The organism is Thermococcus celer Vu 13 = JCM 8558 (genome assembly GCF_002214365.1).
Taxonomy (GTDB): Archaea; Methanobacteriota_B; Thermococci; order Thermococcales; family Thermococcaceae; genus Thermococcus; species Thermococcus celer.
The window spans coordinates 1,439,825-1,456,944 of the sequence record NZ_CP014854.1 but is presented as its reverse complement, the minus strand read 5'-3'; the positions used below and the strand labels follow the sequence as shown (position 1 = coordinate 1,456,944).

The following is a 17,120-nucleotide window of genomic DNA, read 5'->3' as shown; positions in this document are numbered from 1 at the left end:
AGCAAACCACTCAAAACCTACAAAGGAGTTGATACAAACACGAAGAAAGCCCGAAAAATCGTTAGAGGTGCTTTTCACAGATGTAACCTCCAAGAACAAAACAAAAAACTTAAAATCGAATGGCCCCCACCCCCGTGCGGGCACTATGTACGACCTCGTCCTGAAAGGGAAATTTCTAAAGAATGGAAAACTGGTAGAAGGGAACATAGGGGTTTCTGACGGCAGAATCGTACGTCTCTCAACGGGCGAGCTGAAGGGAGAGGAGACCCTTAGAACCGGCCTGGGGAAGGTCATCCTTCCCGGCCTGATAGACGTCCACGTCCACCTCAGGGACTTCCGGCAGCGTTCCAAGGAGACGGTTCGGACAGGGACCATGGCCGCCATCCACGGTGGGATAACGACGGTCTTCGACATGCCCAACACGGACCCACCCGTGATGGATTCTGGGACCTTCAAAATGAGGGCAAAACTATTCAGAGGGGGGGCGTACTCGGACTACGCCCTGGGCTTTCTCCTCAACGGGAACTGCACCGAGGCGAGAAGAACCAGAGCGGACTTCTACAAGGCGTTCATGGGTGCGTCAACGGGCGGGATGTTCTCGGAGGACTTCGAGAGCGATTACTCCTGCGCCCCCGGGGTGGTGAGCGTCCACGCGGAGGACGCCGGGGTCATCGCCCGAAACCCGGAGAGACCACCGGAAGCGGAGGTAAGGGCGATCAAGAGGGCGTTAAAGGCCGCGGAGATGTTTAAAAAGCCCCTGAACGTCTGCCACGTATCCACAGCCGGGGGAATAGAGGAGATACTCAGCGCCGGCCTCCCCTGGGTGAGCTTCGAGGTAACGCCCCACCACCTGTTTTTAACGAGAAAGGACTACGAGAAAAACCCGTTACTCAAGGTCTATCCCCCTCTGAGGGATGAGGAGCAGAGAAGGGCCCTCTGGGAGAGCTTCTCCAGGATCCCCATCATAGCCAGCGACCACGCTCCCCACACACCCGAAGACAAGGAAAACGGGGCGGCAGGCATTCCCGGGCTGGAGACGGAGGTCGCTCTGCTCCTCGACGCCGTGAACAGGGGATTGATAGAACTCCCCGACATCGCCGAGAAGATGCACGTGAATCCTATCCGGATATTTGGGATAAGAAACAAGGGGCTCGAAGTGGGAAAGGAAGCGGACTTCACCGTCGTTGACCTGAAAAGGGAATGGAAGGTCAGACCTGAGGAGTTCTACACCCGGGCAAAATGGAGCCCGTGGGAGGGCAAAAAACTTAAGGGAAAGGTCGTGATGACGGTTCTCCACGGAAGGGTCGTCATGGAGGAGGATGAAATCGTGGGAAAGCCGGAGGGGGTCAGGATAGATGCTGGAAAGGGTAACGCTTAAGGAAGTCCGGGACGTCGCGAGGGACGTTAAGGCCTTCCGCTTCGATGAGAGGTTCGAGTTCAAAGCGGGGCAGTTCGTGATGGTCTGGCTACCGGGAGTCGGTGAGAAGCCCTTCAGCCTCGCCAGGGAGGATACAATCGTCGTAAAGCGCGTCGGGCCCTTTACTGGGAGGCTCTTCGAGCTCGACGAGGGCGACCACCTCTGGATAAGGGGGCCCTACGGGCGGGGTTTCGAACCGAAAGGGAAAAGGATAGCCCTCGTTGGAGGGGGTATCGGGATTCCACCCCTCTACGCCTTCGCGATGCAGTACGGGAAGAGATTCGAGAAAATCACGCTCATCTACGGCGCCCGCTCAAGGGACGAGCTGGCGCTGATGGACGTTGGCGATTACGTCGACGAGATCATCGTAACGACGGACGACGGCTCGGCCGGGAGGAAGGGCTTTCCCACGGAGGTTCTGGCGGATATGAAAGGTGAGTTTGACACGGTCTACGCCTGCGGTCCGGAGCCGATGCTCAAAGCCGTGCTGAAGGTTATGGATTACGAGAACGTCCAGGTCTCCGCGGAACGGTACATGAAGTGCGGAATCGGCGTCTGCGGCTCCTGCGCCCTCGGGAAATACCTCGTCTGCAGGGACGGCCCTGTCTTCGACGGCTTCCAGCTTGAGGGACTCCTCTGAGGGTGACCTTTTTAAACTCCTCTTCTCCGCCCCAACCGGTGAGAGGATGAGGTACAGCTGGGAGGAGTTCGCGAGGAGCATGGGCGTGGAGCCCCGGATTCTGGAGAACAGGGAGGCGAGGCTCTTAAAGGAGTTCGTGATGGACTTAAGGTTCCCCACTCACTGCCAGGGCTGCCAGGGGCTCGACCTGAGCAACCCAAACCCCGTTCACCACCCGAGCTACGAGCTCACCCCCGCCTGCAACCACGACTGCATCTTCTGCTATTCCAACGTGGCGGTGAAGCTCGGGAAGGTTCCAAAGCCGGGCTACTACGGCTGGGAAGACCCGTACGCCATAACCGTCTCCCAGTACGGGGAACCCCTCCTCAGCCCGCGTATAGTGGAGGTCAACAGGATGCTCCGCGAGAGGTTTCCAAAGGCGAGGCTCGACCTCCAGACGAACGGCTCCCTTTTGACGGAGGAGCTGTGGGAGAAGCTCGACTTCGACCTCGTCATGATAAGCCTCGACGCGGCGAGCAGGGAGAAGCACCTGAAGATCACCAACGCGGACACCTTCGACGCCGTTGTCAACGCCCTGAGAATAGTCGGGAAGGATAAGAGCGTCCGCTCCGCGGTCAGGACGATATTCATGCCCGGCATCAACGATGAGGACATTCCAAGGATAGCGGAACTCGCCGCCTCCCTCGGCGTGGACGAGATGATGCTCCAGCCGCTGACTATCCACGAGCTGAACGTCGAGAGGCTCGGGAAGGCGGGGCTGGACTTCGAGAGGGCCGAGAGCATAAGGGAGTACCTGAAGGCCGCGATGGGGGCGAAGGAATACATAGACGTCAGGATAAGCGGCTGTCAGCTGGCCGTTTACAGGACCATGGATCCGCTGACGCTCTTCAGCGCGAGGCGCGTCGCCAGGGACGTTGCCCCTGCCGTGAAGAGGAAACGGCTGGACAAGGGGGAGTTATAAGAGGGAATCGGAACCCCAAACCTTTAATTATCCTTTTCCCAACCTCTCTCACGGGGATCGTAATGATAGGCGAGCTGCTGGCCATTCTGCTTCTGGCCACGTTTCTCCTCATCAAGATAGCGTTAACACTGATGAGAACCTTCGGCAGGATCACCGGAAGAACCTGGAGAAAGGTTCTCCGCCTTGAGGTTCCCGAGAACGAAAAGAAAGGGCTCGAGAGGGTTTACACGCTGGCCTGGGTGCTCGTCGGTGCGTGGGCGTTCCTCAAGCTCTGGGGCTGGAGTCCCACCCGGATAACCGCCGCGTTCTTCGGCTTCCTCGCCTTCAGGGGAGGGGCCAACGTAGCCAAAACGTTGATCTACGGCCTCCACGACCAGAGGATCATAGAGGGGTACACGGAGGATAGCAAAGTCCTCGGGGTTGTTGGAAAGGCCACCAAGCTGTCTCTTCTGCTCGAAACGCTCTTCGTGGTCGCCTTCGCCCTGGCCTACAAGGCCCTCTCCGTGGCCTTAAAACCCGGGGGAATGGGCGCTAACACGTTCATCCTGTCGCTCTGGCTCTCCGGCCTCGTCTTCGGGTCGTTCTTTGCCTGGTTCATAGCGAGGAACAACCGCGGAATACTCCTCAAGGACGCCATAGCGACGGTTGGCTTCTTTACACTAAGAAAGGGGAAGAAAAAGGCGGAGGGGACCCTTAAAAAACCCGGGGAGGTATCGAAGAAGCTCGGTCGGGGCTTTTCAAAACCCCGCAAATAATCTTTTAAGCTCCGCTCGTTTTCTTTCAACATGCTCAGGTGCTCGATCTGCGTTCACGACGAGAGGACCGCGAAGATAGACGTTATCGACGGTAAACCCGTCTGCCGGGAGTGCCAAGTTTATCTAAAACACCCCGTGGACAGGGAAAAGGTGAGGAAAGAAGTCGAGGAACTCATGAAAAACGTTGATAAAGCTGTAGTGGCTTACTCCGGCGGAAAGGACAGCGTCGTGACACTGTACCTGGCCAAGGAAGCCTACCGCGTTCCGGAGCTCGAGGCGGTTATGATCGACCACGGACTTATGGCTGAGGAGGCGATAGCGAACGCCCGACGGGTGGCGGAGGCTCTGGAGGTTCCTTTTAAGGTTCTGCGCTACGATTACTCGGACATCTTCCGCGAGGCCCTCCTCAAGGCCCAATCCCCGTGCAGGCGCTGCTCCAGGCGAACCATGGAAAAGCTGAGGAAGTACGCCATCAAAAAAGGATACAGATACATCATCACCGGTCACGAGCTCCCCTTCGGTCACCGCCCTTACAGGGTCATGAGCGGTGGGGTGGTGCAGGTGAGGCTCCTCTCCATGATGAGCGAGGAGGAACGCCTCAAGATCCTGGAGAGGCTCCCCTTCGAGTTCCCGGAGCTGCCGGGCTACACCACCAACTGCCTCGTCCTCGGTCCGGCCCTGGAGCGCTACTGGGGGGTTCACGGCCACAGTTTCGAGCAGAGGAGGATAGCCGCCCTCGTTCGCTACGGCCTCATGGATCGGGAGAAAGCGGAGAGGGAGCTTTCTAAGCCCAACGTTCCCGAATGGCAGAGGAGACTCGTGATGGAGCGTCTGGGCATCGAACTGGAAAAATAGCGATTTTCAGGTATTTTGCCATGGGGTCTTGCCCGGGGGTTCGTTTTTCAATCTCACCCTGATATCGGGTTGGACCTCGGCAACCCTTTTTAACCCCGTCTCCAAACCTATATTGGGTGGTGTGAATGAAGGTTAGAGTCCGCTACTTCGCGCGCTTCCGCTCCCTCGCCGGCGTCGGTGAGGAGGAGCTCGAGGTCCCCGAGGGAACGACGGTTGGAGAACTCATCAACATCCTCAGGGAGAGGCATCCAGCCCTTAAAAACGAGGTGTTCGCCGAGGACGACGACCTGGCGGACGTGAACGTCTCGCGAAACGGGCGGTACGTCGGCTTCGACGAGGTTCTGGAGGACGGCGACGTAGTGGCGCTCTTCCCCCCGGTGAGCGGTGGTTGAGATGCTGAGCGGGAGGGAGCTCGAGAGGTACGACCGGCAGATGATGATCCTCGGCGTCGAGGGACAGGAGAAGCTCAGGAGGGCGAAGGTTGCCGTCGTCGGCGTCGGCGGCCTCGGGAGTCCCGTTGCCTACTACCTCACCGCGGCCGGAGTGGGCACGCTCCTCCTCGTGGACGAGCAGACACCGGAGCTCAGCAACCTCAACAGGCAGATACTCCACTGGGAGGAGGACATCGACAGGAACCCCAAGCCCCTGTCGGCGAAATGGAAACTCAGGAGGTTCAACTCGGGTGTGGAGATAGAGACGTTCGTCGGAAGGCTCACCGCGGAGAACGTCGATGAGGTTCTCAGAGATGTGGATGTGGTGGTCGACTGCCTCGACAACTTCGAGACGAGGTTCCTGCTTGACGATTACGTTCAGAAGAGGGGCATCCCACTCGTCCACGGCGCGGTGGAGGGAACCTACGGCCAGGTGACTACGATAGTCCCCGGAAAAACCAGGAGCCTGCGCGAGGTGTTCCCGAACGTGAGGGAGAAAAAGGGGAAGTTCCCGATAATCGGCGCCACGGCCGGCGTCATCGGGGCGGTTCAGGCGATGGAGGTGATAAAACTGCTCACCGGGCTCGGCGAGCCCCTCCTGAACAAACTGCTCATAGTCGACCTCGCCTACAACTCCTTCGACGTCGTCGAGCTCAGGTAGAGGGAGCCTTTACTTCCATCTTTTCGTTTACCGACGTTATCCTCACGGTTTCGCTCCATGACCCGTCCTGGGTTATCGTGATCTTTCCCATCGTGGGATCCTCTATTGAGGTTCTGGTGATAACCGAGAAGTTTATCATGCCACCCACAAGCTCCCCGTTCTCGAAGTAGAGCTTAAGGACACCTCCCTTCACGGTTATCGTCGTATTTGGCGTTGAGACGAAGTAGATGGACGCCAGCTCCCTTACATCGTAGTCGCTGAGGTGGTATTCGAGCACGAGCCCCTCTCCACTCTCCCTGTGGTCGGGGGCCATTCCCAGGTACTTCCTTGCGAGGCTCACGATGTTGTAACGCCAGATGAAATCCGCGGTGCTTGAATCGTCGCTCTTCACCCATCCCGTTGGGGTCTGGATGTAGGTGACGTTGCTGACCAGCACCCTCGATGTGTTGAATGATACCCCGTCCGGAACGCTGACGGTCGTCGTGTTTATCAGTGCGCTCCACGAGCCGAAGTCCAGGTAACCCCTTTCACTCATCCCCAGTGTGACGTTATCAGTCCAGGATACGTTTTCATGCGTTACCACCAGCATTGACACCGTGGCGTTGGCCACGTAGGTGTACTGGTTTATGGTCAAGACCCGCTCGAGGAGCTCGGCCCGGCTGAATTCCCTGGAGGTCTCGGTTGGAGATTGGGTGGTCATCTGGGGGCTCGTTGTGGTGGTCGGTGTGCTCGGGGTGCTGATCGTCGAACTCGTGGTTTTCTGGTTTGAGGGTGTCCCTGTGCCTGGATGCGCCGCGGGGCTCGACGTTGCGGTGTTGCCGCCGCCCCCGAGACAGCCCGCCGTTAATCCGATGAACACAACCAGCAGGAGGATCAGGACGTACTTCTTCATGCCCTTCACCAGGTGTCCCTTCGTTGACACCACTTAAGCCTTTTCGTTAACCCGGCAACTTTTAATTTGGTTGATCGTACTCCCCATGGGGATCGAGATGAAGGTCAGGATAACGGAGGAGCCCTTCGACCTCAACGAGGCTTTGAGTTACCTGCTGGTTCCGGAGGCGGGGGGATACGTCTTCTTCCTCGGCAAGGTCAGGAACGAGAACCATGGCAGGAGGGTCAAAAAGCTCATATACGAGGCCTACCCGGAGATGGCCGTCAAGGAGATGGAAAGGATCAGAAGGGAGGCCCTCCAGAAGTTCCCCATCCTCGACATGCTTATATGGCACCGCTACGGGGAGCTCGAGGTAGGTCAGGATACGATACTGATAATAGCGAGCGGGAGGCACAGAAAGGAGGCGTTTGAGGCCTGCTCCTGGGCAATAGACGAGGTCAAGCGTCGTGTTCCCGTCTGGAAGAAGGAGGTAACCGACGAAGGGACGTTCTGGATAGAGGGGGACAGGATCGTTCCGGAGGGATGATTTTCCATTTTTTGCAAACTACTTCCAATAGTATGCAAAATCCGAATAGAAAAAGTATATATACCATGCTGCCGCTCTCTTTTACGGTGACGGGCCAATGGAGAGGGTGGCTTACGAGGCGCCCACTACCGCTGATACGAGAGCAACCCCTAACGTGGTTTCCATAGGAAAACCACCGTGGAGCAACACCCCCCACAGCGGCAAGCTTGAGCGCATGATCCTCCAGCTTGGCGCGGGAAGGGGCAGGTTCTCAGAGGTAAGCGGAATACCCCGTTCCATGGGATGCATAGGAAACAACTCCTTCGTCTTACGAAGGGAACCCCTCAGCCCCGAACGGGTGAGGGAGCTCATTCGAGAGTTCAAGGAGCTGGGCGGAAAGGAGCTATGGCTCACCAACTACGACCGGGTTGAATACCTGACGAGCGTTGCCGCTTACGCCTCCGAGATAGGCGTTCCCGAGGTCTACGCCGTCGTCAAACTCGAGGACGTCGAATCAGCCGACCCCATCGAGGGCGTCCGTTTCATAGCGGAGCTGGAGTACAGCAGGGAGGGTTTCCAGCGGCTTGAGGTGTGGGATTGGCTGTACGGAGCGCTCGTGATGGTGCGGAGTTCGAAGCTGGACGAACTTACGGGCCTCAAGACCACCTTTCCGGGGGAAGTCTACGTCGACCTCCTCTTCCCCGGCTCCGCCAGAAAGCTGGACTTCAACGTCATAGAAGTCAGGAGGATACTGAACCCGAGCGTCGAGAAGTACCACGACTGCCTCGCCGGCACGGTGGCCGTAACGGCGGACGGCTACGCGCTTCCCTGTCCGCTACTCCGGAACTACGTCGTTGGGGACTTGAAGGAGATCGGGCTAAAGAAGGCCCTCAGGAAGAGGAAACTAAGGGACTTCTGGAGGATGACAAAGGACAAAATAGGGGCCTGCAGTACCTGTCCGTTCAGGTACGTTTGCCACGACTGCCGGGCACTGGAGTATCAAGCCACGGGCGAGATAGACGGCCTGGAGTACTGTCCCATATTCCTCTAAAATTCCAGTATGGAGCGGTAGCCGCTCCCGTCTTTTTTCACGATCCTCGAGTACACGTTTATACTGTTTCTATCGTTGAGTTCCTTAAACGTCGGGTCAAAATAGCTGATCAGTATTCGATCCACGTAGCTGCTGAACTCCAGTATCTTCGTCCCCAGGTCCTCCTTCGAGGAGAAGAACCACTCAAGAACGTACCCCCTGCCGGGGAACACCCCGACGGTTATCTCGTATTCCCTGAACCTTTCCAGAACGGACTCGTCAAGGGTTTCCGTTATCCCGAGGACGCTTCGGTCATGAACGTTGTTATCCACGGTCGGCTCGAAGCTTATCAGGATCCCCATCTCCCTGAGCCGGTTTATCATGAACTTCACCGTGGGACGGGTTTTACCGAGGCGCTCTGCAATTTTGGTTACTGGTGTCCTCGCATCCACCTTCAGGATGTCCATGAGAACCGCGTACTCATAGGCAAGGGTCCACTCTCCGAAGTTATCGTCCCCGCTGTATGGGTAGGCCCTGACCTCGTGGTACTCATAATCGTCTGAATACCTGGATAACATCTCATCTATATCGTCCCTCTGGTCATCCGGAACGTAGATTATCGCGGACAGGCCGTTCTTAAACCCAAACGCAGGATTGACGTATGCTACAAAAGGATTCTGGGTCATTCTATACCCTACTTCGAGTATCCTCTCAGATGGAACGCCCAGAAATGCCAGGTAACTTCTGAGACCTATTACCCTTATGTTGTACATGGCATTAACAGAGATGTACTTGCCGTAGTACCTATCGTACATCCTCTTAAGACGGTAGTAGTCCATACCCTCCTCTTCGGCTATCTTCCTCAGGCTGTCGGTGGGATGTTTCCTCAGGATCTCCGCGAGAAATTCAAGCTCATTTATTGCAGGCTCGCCCATTCCACCTCACCGCTCTACCCGCACGAAAAGGTTATATCCCGAATACCTATTAAACTCTTCCGGTGGGAACATGGTCAGAATAGAGGTCGTGGATATCGAAAAGCCGGAGGGGGTAGAGGTCATAATCGGCCAGGGGAACTTCTCGATATTCACCGTCGACGACCTTGCAAAGACCCTTCTCACGACGGTTCCGGGCATAAAGTTCGGAATAGGGATGAACGAGGCCAAGCCCCAGCTGACGCGCTTCACCGGCAACGACCCGGAGCTCGAGAAGCTCGCCGCCAGGAACGCCCTCAAGATCGGGGCCGGTCACGTCTTCGTGATACTGATGAAGAAAGCATTCCCCATAAACGTGCTCAACGCCGTCAAGAACCACCCGGCCGTCGCCATGGTCTACGGCGCCAGCGAGAACCCCTTCCAGGTCATCGTGGCGGAGACCGAGCTCGGCAGGGCCGTTCTGGGCGTCGTCGATGGAAAAGCCGCCAACAGGATAGAGGACGAGGAGCTCAAGAGGGAGCGCAGGGAGCTCGTCGAGAAGATAGGTTACAAAATAGACTGAAACCTTTTTATCTTTCCGCCCCCTCTCCGTTTCGGTGGTTCCATGAGGCTGATGTTCGTTACTTCCAACCCCGGGAAGGTGGAGGAAGCTAAGAAGTACTTCGAACCGCTTGGCGTTGATGTTCATCAGCTCCATCTTGAGTACCCCGAGATCCAGGCGGATACCCTCGAGGAGGTCGCCCTTTTTGGAGTAGAGTGGCTCTCCAGCATGATCGATGGGCCCTTCTTCCTCGATGACTCCGGGCTGTTCATAGACGCCCTCGGCGGCTTCCCTGGGGTTTACTCGGCCTACGTTTACAGGACCCTTGGGATAGGGGGAATCCTCAAGCTGATGGATGGAGTTGAGAACAGGAGAGCCCACTTCGAAAGCGTCGTCGCCTACTGGGACGGCGAGGCCCACCTCTTTACCGGCCGGGTCGACGGGGAGATAACCAACGGACCGAAGGGGAGCTCGGGCTTCGGCTTCGACCCGATTTTCAAACCCCATGGATTCGATAAAACCTTTGCCGAAATGACAACGGAGGAGAAGAACGTGATCTCCCACAGGGGGCATGCCTTAAAGGCCTTCGCTGATTGGCTAAAGGAAAACCTTAAATAAGCCGGTAGTTCAAAGTTAATGGCAATACTTGAACGAATGACGAAGGGGGTCGCGATGGTAGCACCACTCGATGGCACCGATTTGAGGCTGTTGAAGGAGTTGAGGGAGAACGCGAGGGAGAACATAGCGAGCCTCAGCAAGAAGCTCGGGATTCCAAGGACCACAGTCCACTACCGCATCAAGAAGCTCGTTGAGGAGGGTGTAATAGAGAAGTTCACCATCAAGCCAAACTACAAGAAGCTCGACCTCGGCACCACGGCCTTCATACTCGCCAGGTACGATCCGGACTCAGGTATGAGCCAGAGGGAAGTGGCCGAGAGGATAGCGGCCCTTGAGGGAGTCTACGAGGTCCACATAATCGCGGGTGAGTGGGACCTCCTAATAAAGGTGCGCGCCCCGAGCTCCGAGGAGGTCGGGAAGATAGTCGTTGATAAACTGAGGGAGATAAAGGGCATCGGGCAGACGGTAACTATGGTGTCCTTCGTGACGGTCAAGGAGGAGCTCTAACCTTTTCGGGCGATGATCGGCGTTCTCCTTTCTGATTTATGATGATGCGAGGTTAGGTGAGCCCCACGTGATATGTTCCCAAAGTTTTATTCTTTCCTGGCCCGCTCCCCGATGATCCCCGGATACTCTGAGTACAGCGCCAGCGCGACCATACTCGTCGTTTCCGTGTTCATATCTCCCTCGATAACTATATGACCGTTTGATACACGGTAGTCCGTGTGAACGCCCCCGTGCACGGGATCCTGGGCCCTGGCGATTACCCCCAGGCATTCATCGTAGATGTGACGGTAATCATCAACAACCCCCGAGCCGGCGTATTGTAGCGCCCTATAGAGGTAGATAAACAGCGCACACTTGTAGACCGCGTACTTCCCGCTACTTCCGGCGGGCGCGTCCCTGAAGCCGTAGCCGTCCCACATCCCCGTCAAGCGAAGGAATGACTCCTCGGCCCCAGTTCGCGAACCGGAGGACAACTCGTCCAGCGCCCGGTAAACCAGAAGGTCAGCGTAGTCGTACCAGTTTTTGATAACGCACGAGCGGTTCGATTCCTCGTAGATTATCCTGTAACCGGCCACCTTGCCAAGCGGCTTGTTGTAGCTGCAGTAAAAAGTGTCAGGTATATCCCTTCCAAGCAGGATGTCCACCTTGCCGTTCCAGCCTCCGCCGTATTCGTCGTTCAGCCTGGCCAGTACCCCGTTGCCTAACTCCTCTGAACCCAGGGTTTTCAGGGCCCTCGCGGCCAGGAGGTTATCGTTGGAGATGTAGGCAGCCCGTTGTCGGGATAAGAGATAGTGGCCGCCCTCAGGAGCCCAACGTCAGCAACGTACTGCGATTCCAGGAAATGCCTCAGGCCTTCTTCGTTAACCACGGGAGTGGACTTGTGAGTGTTATGGACGGCCATCCCAATGCAGGTGGCTATGATGACCAGCGTTATCAAAGCCGTTAACGCCCTCCTCAACGGTAGCACCCGTCTTTCGTCTTAAATACCCGGCAGTCACATCACGCAGCACTCGTAGATTACCTCAACGTCCCTGATGGTTTTGGCCCACTCGATGACCTTCCTCGGCGGGTTCGTGAGCCTGTCGACGCCGGCCAAGACGGCACCCCTGTCGAAGTCGAGGCGCCATCTCCCCAGCGGCCGCATGCATCCCACGCTTATTTCCCCGTCGAAGCGATCCCTCGCGTACCTCACGACGTCGAGGCTCTCCTCAACGCCCGGCTTTGGAACGTTATCCATCTCCGTCCCCTTCGTCGGGATGAGGACGTCGAGGACGAGGACGTCAATCGGGTACTTCACGAGTAGATCTATCGCCCTGTACTCCCAGTGGATCCTCCCGAAGTCGAGGCCTATCGTTACGTGCGGCGCAACCCTAATCCCCGCTTCAGTCAGGAGGTCGAGGACTTTGAGGTAATCGTCAACGGTCTTGTTTATCCTGTAAACGCGCCTTATGACATCATCGTCCGCCACGAAGTCGAGGGAAACCGCGTCGACGTACCTGACCCACTCCAGATCCTTCTCGTCTATGAAACCAACGTGGGCGTTGAGCTTCAGGTTGGTCCTCTCCTTTATCTCCCTGATCTCGTCCGCGTACTTATCCAGTGGAACCTTCAACCGGGCGTCCATACCGCCGCTCAGCAGGCAGCCGTTGTAGCCCTCCCTCTCGAGGTCAAGACAGTAGTCGAGGAGCTCCCTCCGCGTCGGTTTCCTCATGCCCTCGAGGTAGTGCCGCCCGCAGTGGGCGCAGTTGAGGGCGCAGTAGTTCCCGGTGAGCGAGATTGAGGGGAATTTGACGCCGGGGATGTAGATCTTTAGTTTTTTCCTGTCTGTCATTTCAGTCACCTTTTTGGGAGGTTGTAGAGGGCGGAGCCCCCTCCGGCTGCGAGGGAATTCGATGCCTTCAACTTAAGAATTGTCAAAGCCGAAGTTAAAAACCCTCCCCGGCCAGCAACGTGGAAAGGAAAAAAAGGGCTCAGAGGAAGGGGTTGCGGAACTTCCTGCCCGGATAACGGGCGATACCCTCGAGCTCCTCCTCTATCCTGATGAGCTGGTTGTACTTGGCGTTCCTGTCGCTCCTCGCGGGGGCACCGGTCTTTATCTGACCGGCGTTGAGGGCCACCGCCAGGTCGGCTATCGTGGAATCCTCCGTTTCTCCGCTCCTGTGGGAGACCACCACACCGTAGCCCGCCCTGTAGGCGGTGTAGGCGGCGTCAATGGCCTCGCTCAGCGTTCCGATCTGGTTCACCTTGAGGAGGAGCGCGTTGGCGGCACCCATCTCGATGGCCTTCCTTATCCTCTTCGGGTTGGTGACGAAGATGTCGTCGCCGACTATCTGTATCTTGCTCCCCAGTTCCTTCGTTATCATGACGAAGCCTTCCCAGTCCTCCTCGTGGAAGGGGTCCTCTATCGAGACCACCGGGTAGCTCGAGACGAGCTCCTTGTAAAGCTCGAGGAGTTCTCCGCGGTCGTACTCCCTGCCGTTGACGACGTACTTGCCGATGTCGGGGTGGAAGAACTCGCTCGAGGCGGGGTCCATGGCGAAGGCTATCTCGTCGCCCGGCTTGTAGCCGGCTTCCTCGATGGCCTGTGTGAGGAGCTCAAGCGGCTCGTGGGGCTCCTTCAGCGGCGGGGCGAAACCGCCCTCGTCACCGACGTTGACGGCGTCCTTCCCGTACTTCTCGGCTATGACGCCCTTGAGGACGTGGTAGGTCTCGGAGACCCACCTTATGCCCTCCCTGAAGGAGTCGGCCCCGACGGGCATTATCATAAACTCCTGGAAGTCGAGCTCGTTGCCCGCGTGGACACCACCGTTGATGACGTTGCTCATCGGAACGGGCATAATGTAGGCGTTTGTCCCCCCGATGTACTGGTAGAGCGGAAGGCCGAGGGCGTTCGCGGCGGCCTTGGCGACCGCGAGGGAAACGCCGAGGATGGCGTTGGCCCCGAGGTTGCTCTTGTTCTCGGTGCCGTCGAGTTCGAGCATGAGGGTATCGATGTCCCTCTGCCAGGTGACGTCCATTCCAACGATCTCCGGCGCTATTATCTTGTTGACGTTCTCAACGGCCCTTCTGACGCCCTTCCCGTGGTAGCGCCTTCCACCGTCGCGGAGCTCGAGGGCCTCGTGCGTTCCGGTTGAGGCCCCGCTGGGAACGGCGGCCCTTCCCATGCTTACCGGCGTGTAAACCTCAACCTCGACCGTCGGGTTCCCCCTGCTGTCGAGTATCTCCCTTGCAACGACTCCTGTTATCTCAAAGGGGTTCTCCATCGCAATCACCTCGGGTGATATTCTCCCCGGGGCATATAAAGGTTTTAGCTTCAACACCGCTCGAAGCGATGAATACGCATATATATCCTTACGACGTAATACCCCCGGTGATACCATGAAACGACTGGTGGCCTTCCTCATCCTCCTTATGTTTACCCTAACGCCCCTCGTGAGGGCCTGCATAACACCGGGTGATTACTACGCCGTTGGTGTGGCTCTGAACAGGCCGGGGATCACCTACAACCTCTCGCGCCTGATGGAGGCGCACAACGTTATCTCGGAGGGAAATGCTCTGATCTACCGCTCCCACTACGACGAACGGCTCTACGTCCTCGTCTGGAACGCCAGCGATGGGCTTCACGTCCGGGTGGGGATACCGATTAACTGGACGAACTCCTCCGTTTTGAGGGCCTCCTTCAACGCCTCCCTCATCCTGACCGGGGACGTTCTCGAAAAGCTCCGCTCAGAGGGATGGGAAACCGTTGACAACACCACTTTTACGAGGGATGGAGTCACCGTGAACCTGATTCCAGTGGAAGAGACCGAATGCTCCTCGGATTCCGACTGTGCAACCGGTGGATGCAACGGTGAGGTGTGCGCCCCGAAGGAGGAAGCCGGGAAGATCGTGACACCCTGCGTTTACAAATCCTGGTACAGCTGCCTCTCCCTGAGTACCTGCGGCTGTGTGAACGGCACCTGCACCTGGAAGCCCAATCCGGACTTCAAGGCATGTCTCAAAGAGCACGGCGTTGATCCCTCAAGTGTCATCCGTGCCGGGAGGACGGCGGTTTACGTAACGGCGGTTGAAAAAACACCGGAAGAGGCCGAAGCGTCGGTCGAGGAGTTCATGCATGCCTTCGGCGTTTCCTGCAACATGTCGATAAAGTTTGAGAAGCACACGGATAAAGTCCCCGCTCCCCTCGTCGATCCCAGAACTCTGAAAGCATCCAAAGCGATAAAAACCGAGCTCGAGTGGCTGAGGGAATGGGGGGTAATAGAGATAAGCAAGGAGGACGTCGAAGAGATCGCGGGGATCGCCAGGTGGGGCTATGCAGGCCAGAACTCCCACATCGGCTGGTATGAAACGAAGAACGGGACGTTTTCGTGGATTCCATATCACGAGAGCAGGAACCCCCGGCTGGTGAAGTGCTCCTCAATAGGCGTTCCAACGTACAGGCTCCCAAACGGAACGGCGTACTTCGCCCCGTCGAGCCCCACAGCTTCCACAACGACCACCGTTCCATCCTCGAGCTCCAGCTCACCCCCTGAGGAGGGAGGTGGGATATGCGGACCGGCCTTCTCGGTAGTGCTGATACTGCTCGTCCCCCTCTTCAGGAAGAGATGACCCTTTCTCTTTTCCCCGAGTTGAATGTCCCACCTGCTGACTTTTGTCCATCCTACTGGAAATAACTCCAAAAAATGCTAAAAATTCAAATGAAATTCCCGCAGATTTTCTCATGAGGTGCGCATTTTTGAGGAGAAAAAGTCTAAATACCTTGGGGAAAAGTAGAGGTGGGTGATGTTATGGGTGATCACATCGATATCGCTAAATACATTGACCATACGAATCTCAAACCTTACGCCACCGCTGAGGACGTAGTCAAGCTCTGCGAGGAGGCCAAAGAGTACGGTTTCTACGCCGTCTGTGTGAACCCGTACAGGGTGAAGCTGGCGAAGGAGACCCTCATGGGTTCCGGCGTTAAGGTCGCGTCCGTCATAGGCTTCCCGCTCGGCGCAACTCCAACCGAGGTAAAGGTCTTCGAGGCGAAGAGGGCTTTAGATGACGGCGCCGACGAGCTGGACATGGTCCTCAACATAGGAGCCCTGAAGGATAAGGACTACGAGTACGTCAAAAGGGACATAGCGGAGGTCGTTAAGGTCGCCCACGAGCGGGGGGCCTTAGTCAAGGTGATAATCGAGACCTGCTACCTCACCGAGGAGGAAAAGGTGAAGGCCTGCGAGCTGGCGAAGGAGGCGGGGGCCGACTTCGTGAAGACCTCGACGGGCTTCGGAAGCGGGGGCGCCACCGTCGAGGACGTCAAACTGATGAGGAAGGTCGTAGGCGAGGAGATGGGCGTCAAGGCCGCCGGCGGGATAAGAACCTACGAGCAGGCGCTGGCCATGATAGAGGCCGGGGCAACAAGGATAGGAACGTCGAGCGGTGTAAAAATCGTGGAGGGGGCGAAGAATGCGCGGGGTTGAGGAGGTAAGGGACATCCTCGAGAAGGCCATAACTGAGTTAAAGGAGGAGGGCCTTGAGCCCGATATTCTCCTCGTGGGCCCGCGGTTCATTGAGCATTCCGTTGAAGTTCTCAGGAACTGCAGTCTCAGAATATACAAAATCGAAGAACTCGGCTACGATGCCGTCGTTGCGGATTCGAAGTACCTCGGTCAGATGAAGAGGGCCTCGAGAAGGATCTCCGTGGAGCCCCTGCTCGAGGAGACGGATATGTGGGAAGAACTGGAAAAGCTGAAGGTTTAGATGAGGTCCACAACCTCGGGGTACCTCTTCTTTATTACCGTCGCCAGGCCCACCCCGACTATTATCCCCGTTATGGCCTGAACGGTGTTTCCTGGGACCTCTTCGAGGGCGGCTGGAACGCCGAACATGTAGGCCTCGAAGGCGAAGTAGCCGGACACCATTATTAGCCCGCCGATGATTCCGGCTATGACGAGTGTTGAAACGTCATCGCTGTTTCTGGCTATGTACCCTATGGCCAGCCCCTCAAGCCCCTTAACGACGAGGGTTATCGGTGCCCACCCGGCGTAACCGCCCAGGATATCGCCGAGGGCCGAACCGACGCCGCCCGCGAAGACGCCGACCACGGGGCCAAAGACCATGGCGGAGAACATGACCATCGTATCCCCGATGTTTATGTAACCCCCGGTGGCCGGTGTCGGCACCTTTATGAAGTTCGTAACCACCGCGACCAGGGCCGCGAGTATCGCCGAAACCGCTATGGTTGAAGGTGCCTTGTACTCCCTCCTCTTTGCCCAGACGTAAGCTATGAAAACTATCACGGCCCCCGCGAGGACGTAGCCACCGTACGGTTTGAGTACCTCTGTCAGGTCCACCATCTTCACCACCGCGGAATTTTCAAGTTTGGACTTT

General features: G+C 57.1%; 22 protein-coding genes. 15 read left to right on the top strand and 7 right to left on the bottom strand.

The window, feature by feature from the left end:
* The first annotated feature begins 145 nt into the window (after positions 1-145).
* From A3L02_RS08025 to A3L02_RS07995, 7 genes are all read left to right on the top strand, one after another.
* A complete protein-coding gene (locus tag A3L02_RS08025) occupies positions 146-1,378 on the top strand; it encodes a dihydroorotase (RefSeq protein ID WP_088863423.1) in 1,233 nt (410 codons plus the stop codon).
* The gene (locus A3L02_RS08020; protein WP_088863422.1) at positions 1,356-2,057 is read left to right on the top strand and encodes a dihydroorotate dehydrogenase electron transfer subunit; all 702 of its coding nucleotides are present in this window, start codon (positions 1,356-1,358) and stop codon (positions 2,055-2,057) included. Before A3L02_RS08025 ends, A3L02_RS08020 begins: the two co-directional genes overlap by 23 nt.
* 46 nt (positions 2,058-2,103) lie before the next feature.
* Entirely contained in the window at positions 2,104-3,018 is a 915-nt protein-coding gene (locus A3L02_RS08015) for a radical SAM protein (RefSeq protein ID WP_088863421.1), read from the top strand.
* A gap of 62 nt (positions 3,019-3,080) precedes the next feature.
* Positions 3,081-3,773 carry a hypothetical protein gene (locus A3L02_RS08010; RefSeq protein ID WP_088863420.1) on the top strand — a complete coding sequence of 231 codons (693 nt, stop codon included), beginning with the start codon at positions 3,081-3,083 and terminating at the stop codon, positions 3,771-3,773.
* A gap of 30 nt (positions 3,774-3,803) precedes the next feature.
* A complete protein-coding gene (locus A3L02_RS08005) occupies positions 3,804-4,628 on the top strand; it encodes a 7-cyano-7-deazaguanine synthase (protein ID WP_088863419.1) in 825 nt (274 codons plus the stop codon).
* Positions 4,629-4,753: 125 nt separating this feature from the next.
* Positions 4,754-5,020: a ubiquitin-like small modifier protein 1 gene (locus tag A3L02_RS08000; protein WP_088863418.1), complete on the top strand. Its 267-nt coding sequence runs from the start codon at positions 4,754-4,756 to the stop codon at positions 5,018-5,020.
* Between the two features lies 1 nt (position 5,021).
* Entirely contained in the window at positions 5,022-5,720 is a 699-nt protein-coding gene (locus A3L02_RS07995; RefSeq protein WP_088863417.1) for a ThiF family adenylyltransferase, read from the top strand.
* Here A3L02_RS07995 and A3L02_RS07990 read toward each other — a convergent pair.
* A complete protein-coding gene (locus A3L02_RS07990) occupies positions 5,713-6,612 on the bottom strand; it encodes a hypothetical protein (protein ID WP_088863416.1) in 900 nt (299 codons plus the stop codon). The genes A3L02_RS07995 and A3L02_RS07990 overlap by 8 nt on opposite strands.
* A gap of 97 nt (positions 6,613-6,709) precedes the next feature.
* Between A3L02_RS07990 and A3L02_RS07985 the strand changes: the two genes are divergently transcribed.
* On the top strand, positions 6,710-7,138 hold the full coding sequence (locus A3L02_RS07985; RefSeq protein ID WP_088863415.1) for a molybdenum cofactor biosynthesis protein MoaE: 429 nt from the start codon (positions 6,710-6,712) through the stop codon (positions 7,136-7,138).
* A 97-nt stretch (positions 7,139-7,235) separates the two neighbouring features.
* Positions 7,236-8,168 (top strand): SPASM domain-containing protein, encoded by a 933-nt coding sequence (locus tag A3L02_RS07980; RefSeq protein ID WP_088863414.1) that lies wholly within the window; start codon positions 7,236-7,238, stop codon positions 8,166-8,168.
* On the opposite strand, the gene A3L02_RS07975 is transcribed toward A3L02_RS07980, so the two are convergent.
* Positions 8,165-9,082 (bottom strand): Lrp/AsnC family transcriptional regulator, encoded by a 918-nt coding sequence (locus A3L02_RS07975; RefSeq protein ID WP_088863413.1) that lies wholly within the window; start codon positions 9,080-9,082, stop codon positions 8,165-8,167. The two genes, A3L02_RS07980 and A3L02_RS07975, sit on opposite strands and share 4 nt — an antisense overlap.
* Before the next feature lie 70 nt (positions 9,083-9,152).
* On the opposite strand from A3L02_RS07975, the gene A3L02_RS07970 reads away from it, so the two are divergent.
* Genes A3L02_RS07970 through A3L02_RS07960 form a run of 3 tightly spaced genes read left to right on the top strand, consistent with a single transcriptional unit; the run spans position 9,153 to position 10,745 of the window.
* On the top strand, positions 9,153-9,641 hold the full coding sequence (locus A3L02_RS07970) for an adenosine-specific kinase (protein ID WP_088863412.1): 489 nt from the start codon (positions 9,153-9,155) through the stop codon (positions 9,639-9,641).
* A 42-nt stretch (positions 9,642-9,683) separates the two neighbouring features.
* Positions 9,684-10,238, top strand: coding sequence for an XTP/dITP diphosphatase (locus A3L02_RS07965; RefSeq protein WP_088863411.1), 555 nt, complete (start codon positions 9,684-9,686; stop codon positions 10,236-10,238).
* A gap of 54 nt (positions 10,239-10,292) precedes the next feature.
* Complete coding sequence (locus A3L02_RS07960; protein ID WP_088863410.1) at positions 10,293-10,745, top strand: Lrp/AsnC family transcriptional regulator; 453 nt, start codon at positions 10,293-10,295, stop codon at positions 10,743-10,745.
* 86 nt (positions 10,746-10,831) lie between these two features.
* On the opposite strand, the gene A3L02_RS07955 is transcribed toward A3L02_RS07960, so the two are convergent.
* From A3L02_RS07955 to eno, 4 genes are all read right to left on the bottom strand, one after another.
* Positions 10,832-11,389, bottom strand: coding sequence for a hypothetical protein (locus tag A3L02_RS07955; protein ID WP_204247188.1), 558 nt, complete (start codon positions 11,387-11,389; stop codon positions 10,832-10,834).
* An 80-nt stretch (positions 11,390-11,469) separates the two neighbouring features.
* The gene (locus tag A3L02_RS10350; protein ID WP_204247187.1) at positions 11,470-11,712 is read right to left on the bottom strand and encodes a hypothetical protein; all 243 of its coding nucleotides are present in this window, start codon (positions 11,710-11,712) and stop codon (positions 11,470-11,472) included.
* Positions 11,713-11,739: 27 nt separating this feature from the next.
* Complete coding sequence (locus tag A3L02_RS07950) at positions 11,740-12,576, bottom strand: radical SAM protein (protein WP_088863409.1); 837 nt, start codon at positions 12,574-12,576, stop codon at positions 11,740-11,742.
* A gap of 139 nt (positions 12,577-12,715) precedes the next feature.
* A complete protein-coding gene (eno, locus tag A3L02_RS07945) occupies positions 12,716-14,008 on the bottom strand; it encodes a phosphopyruvate hydratase (protein ID WP_088863408.1) in 1,293 nt (430 codons plus the stop codon).
* Positions 14,009-14,123: 115 nt separating this feature from the next.
* On the opposite strand from eno, the gene A3L02_RS07940 reads away from it, so the two are divergent.
* From A3L02_RS07940 to A3L02_RS07930, 3 genes are all read left to right on the top strand, one after another.
* Entirely contained in the window at positions 14,124-15,353 is a 1,230-nt protein-coding gene (locus A3L02_RS07940) for a CGP-CTERM-anchored Cys-rich protein (RefSeq protein WP_088863407.1), read from the top strand.
* Positions 15,354-15,532: 179 nt separating this feature from the next.
* The gene (deoC, locus tag A3L02_RS07935; RefSeq protein WP_088863406.1) at positions 15,533-16,210 is read left to right on the top strand and encodes a deoxyribose-phosphate aldolase; all 678 of its coding nucleotides are present in this window, start codon (positions 15,533-15,535) and stop codon (positions 16,208-16,210) included.
* Positions 16,197-16,490: a family 4B encapsulin nanocompartment shell protein gene (locus A3L02_RS07930; protein ID WP_088863405.1), complete on the top strand. Its 294-nt coding sequence runs from the start codon at positions 16,197-16,199 to the stop codon at positions 16,488-16,490. The genes deoC and A3L02_RS07930 overlap by 14 nt, the downstream gene beginning before the upstream one ends.
* Here A3L02_RS07930 and A3L02_RS07925 read toward each other — a convergent pair.
* Complete coding sequence (locus A3L02_RS07925; RefSeq protein WP_088863404.1) at positions 16,487-17,086, bottom strand: ECF transporter S component; 600 nt, start codon at positions 17,084-17,086, stop codon at positions 16,487-16,489. The two genes, A3L02_RS07930 and A3L02_RS07925, sit on opposite strands and share 4 nt — an antisense overlap.
* Between the last annotated feature and the right edge of the window lie 34 nt (positions 17,087-17,120).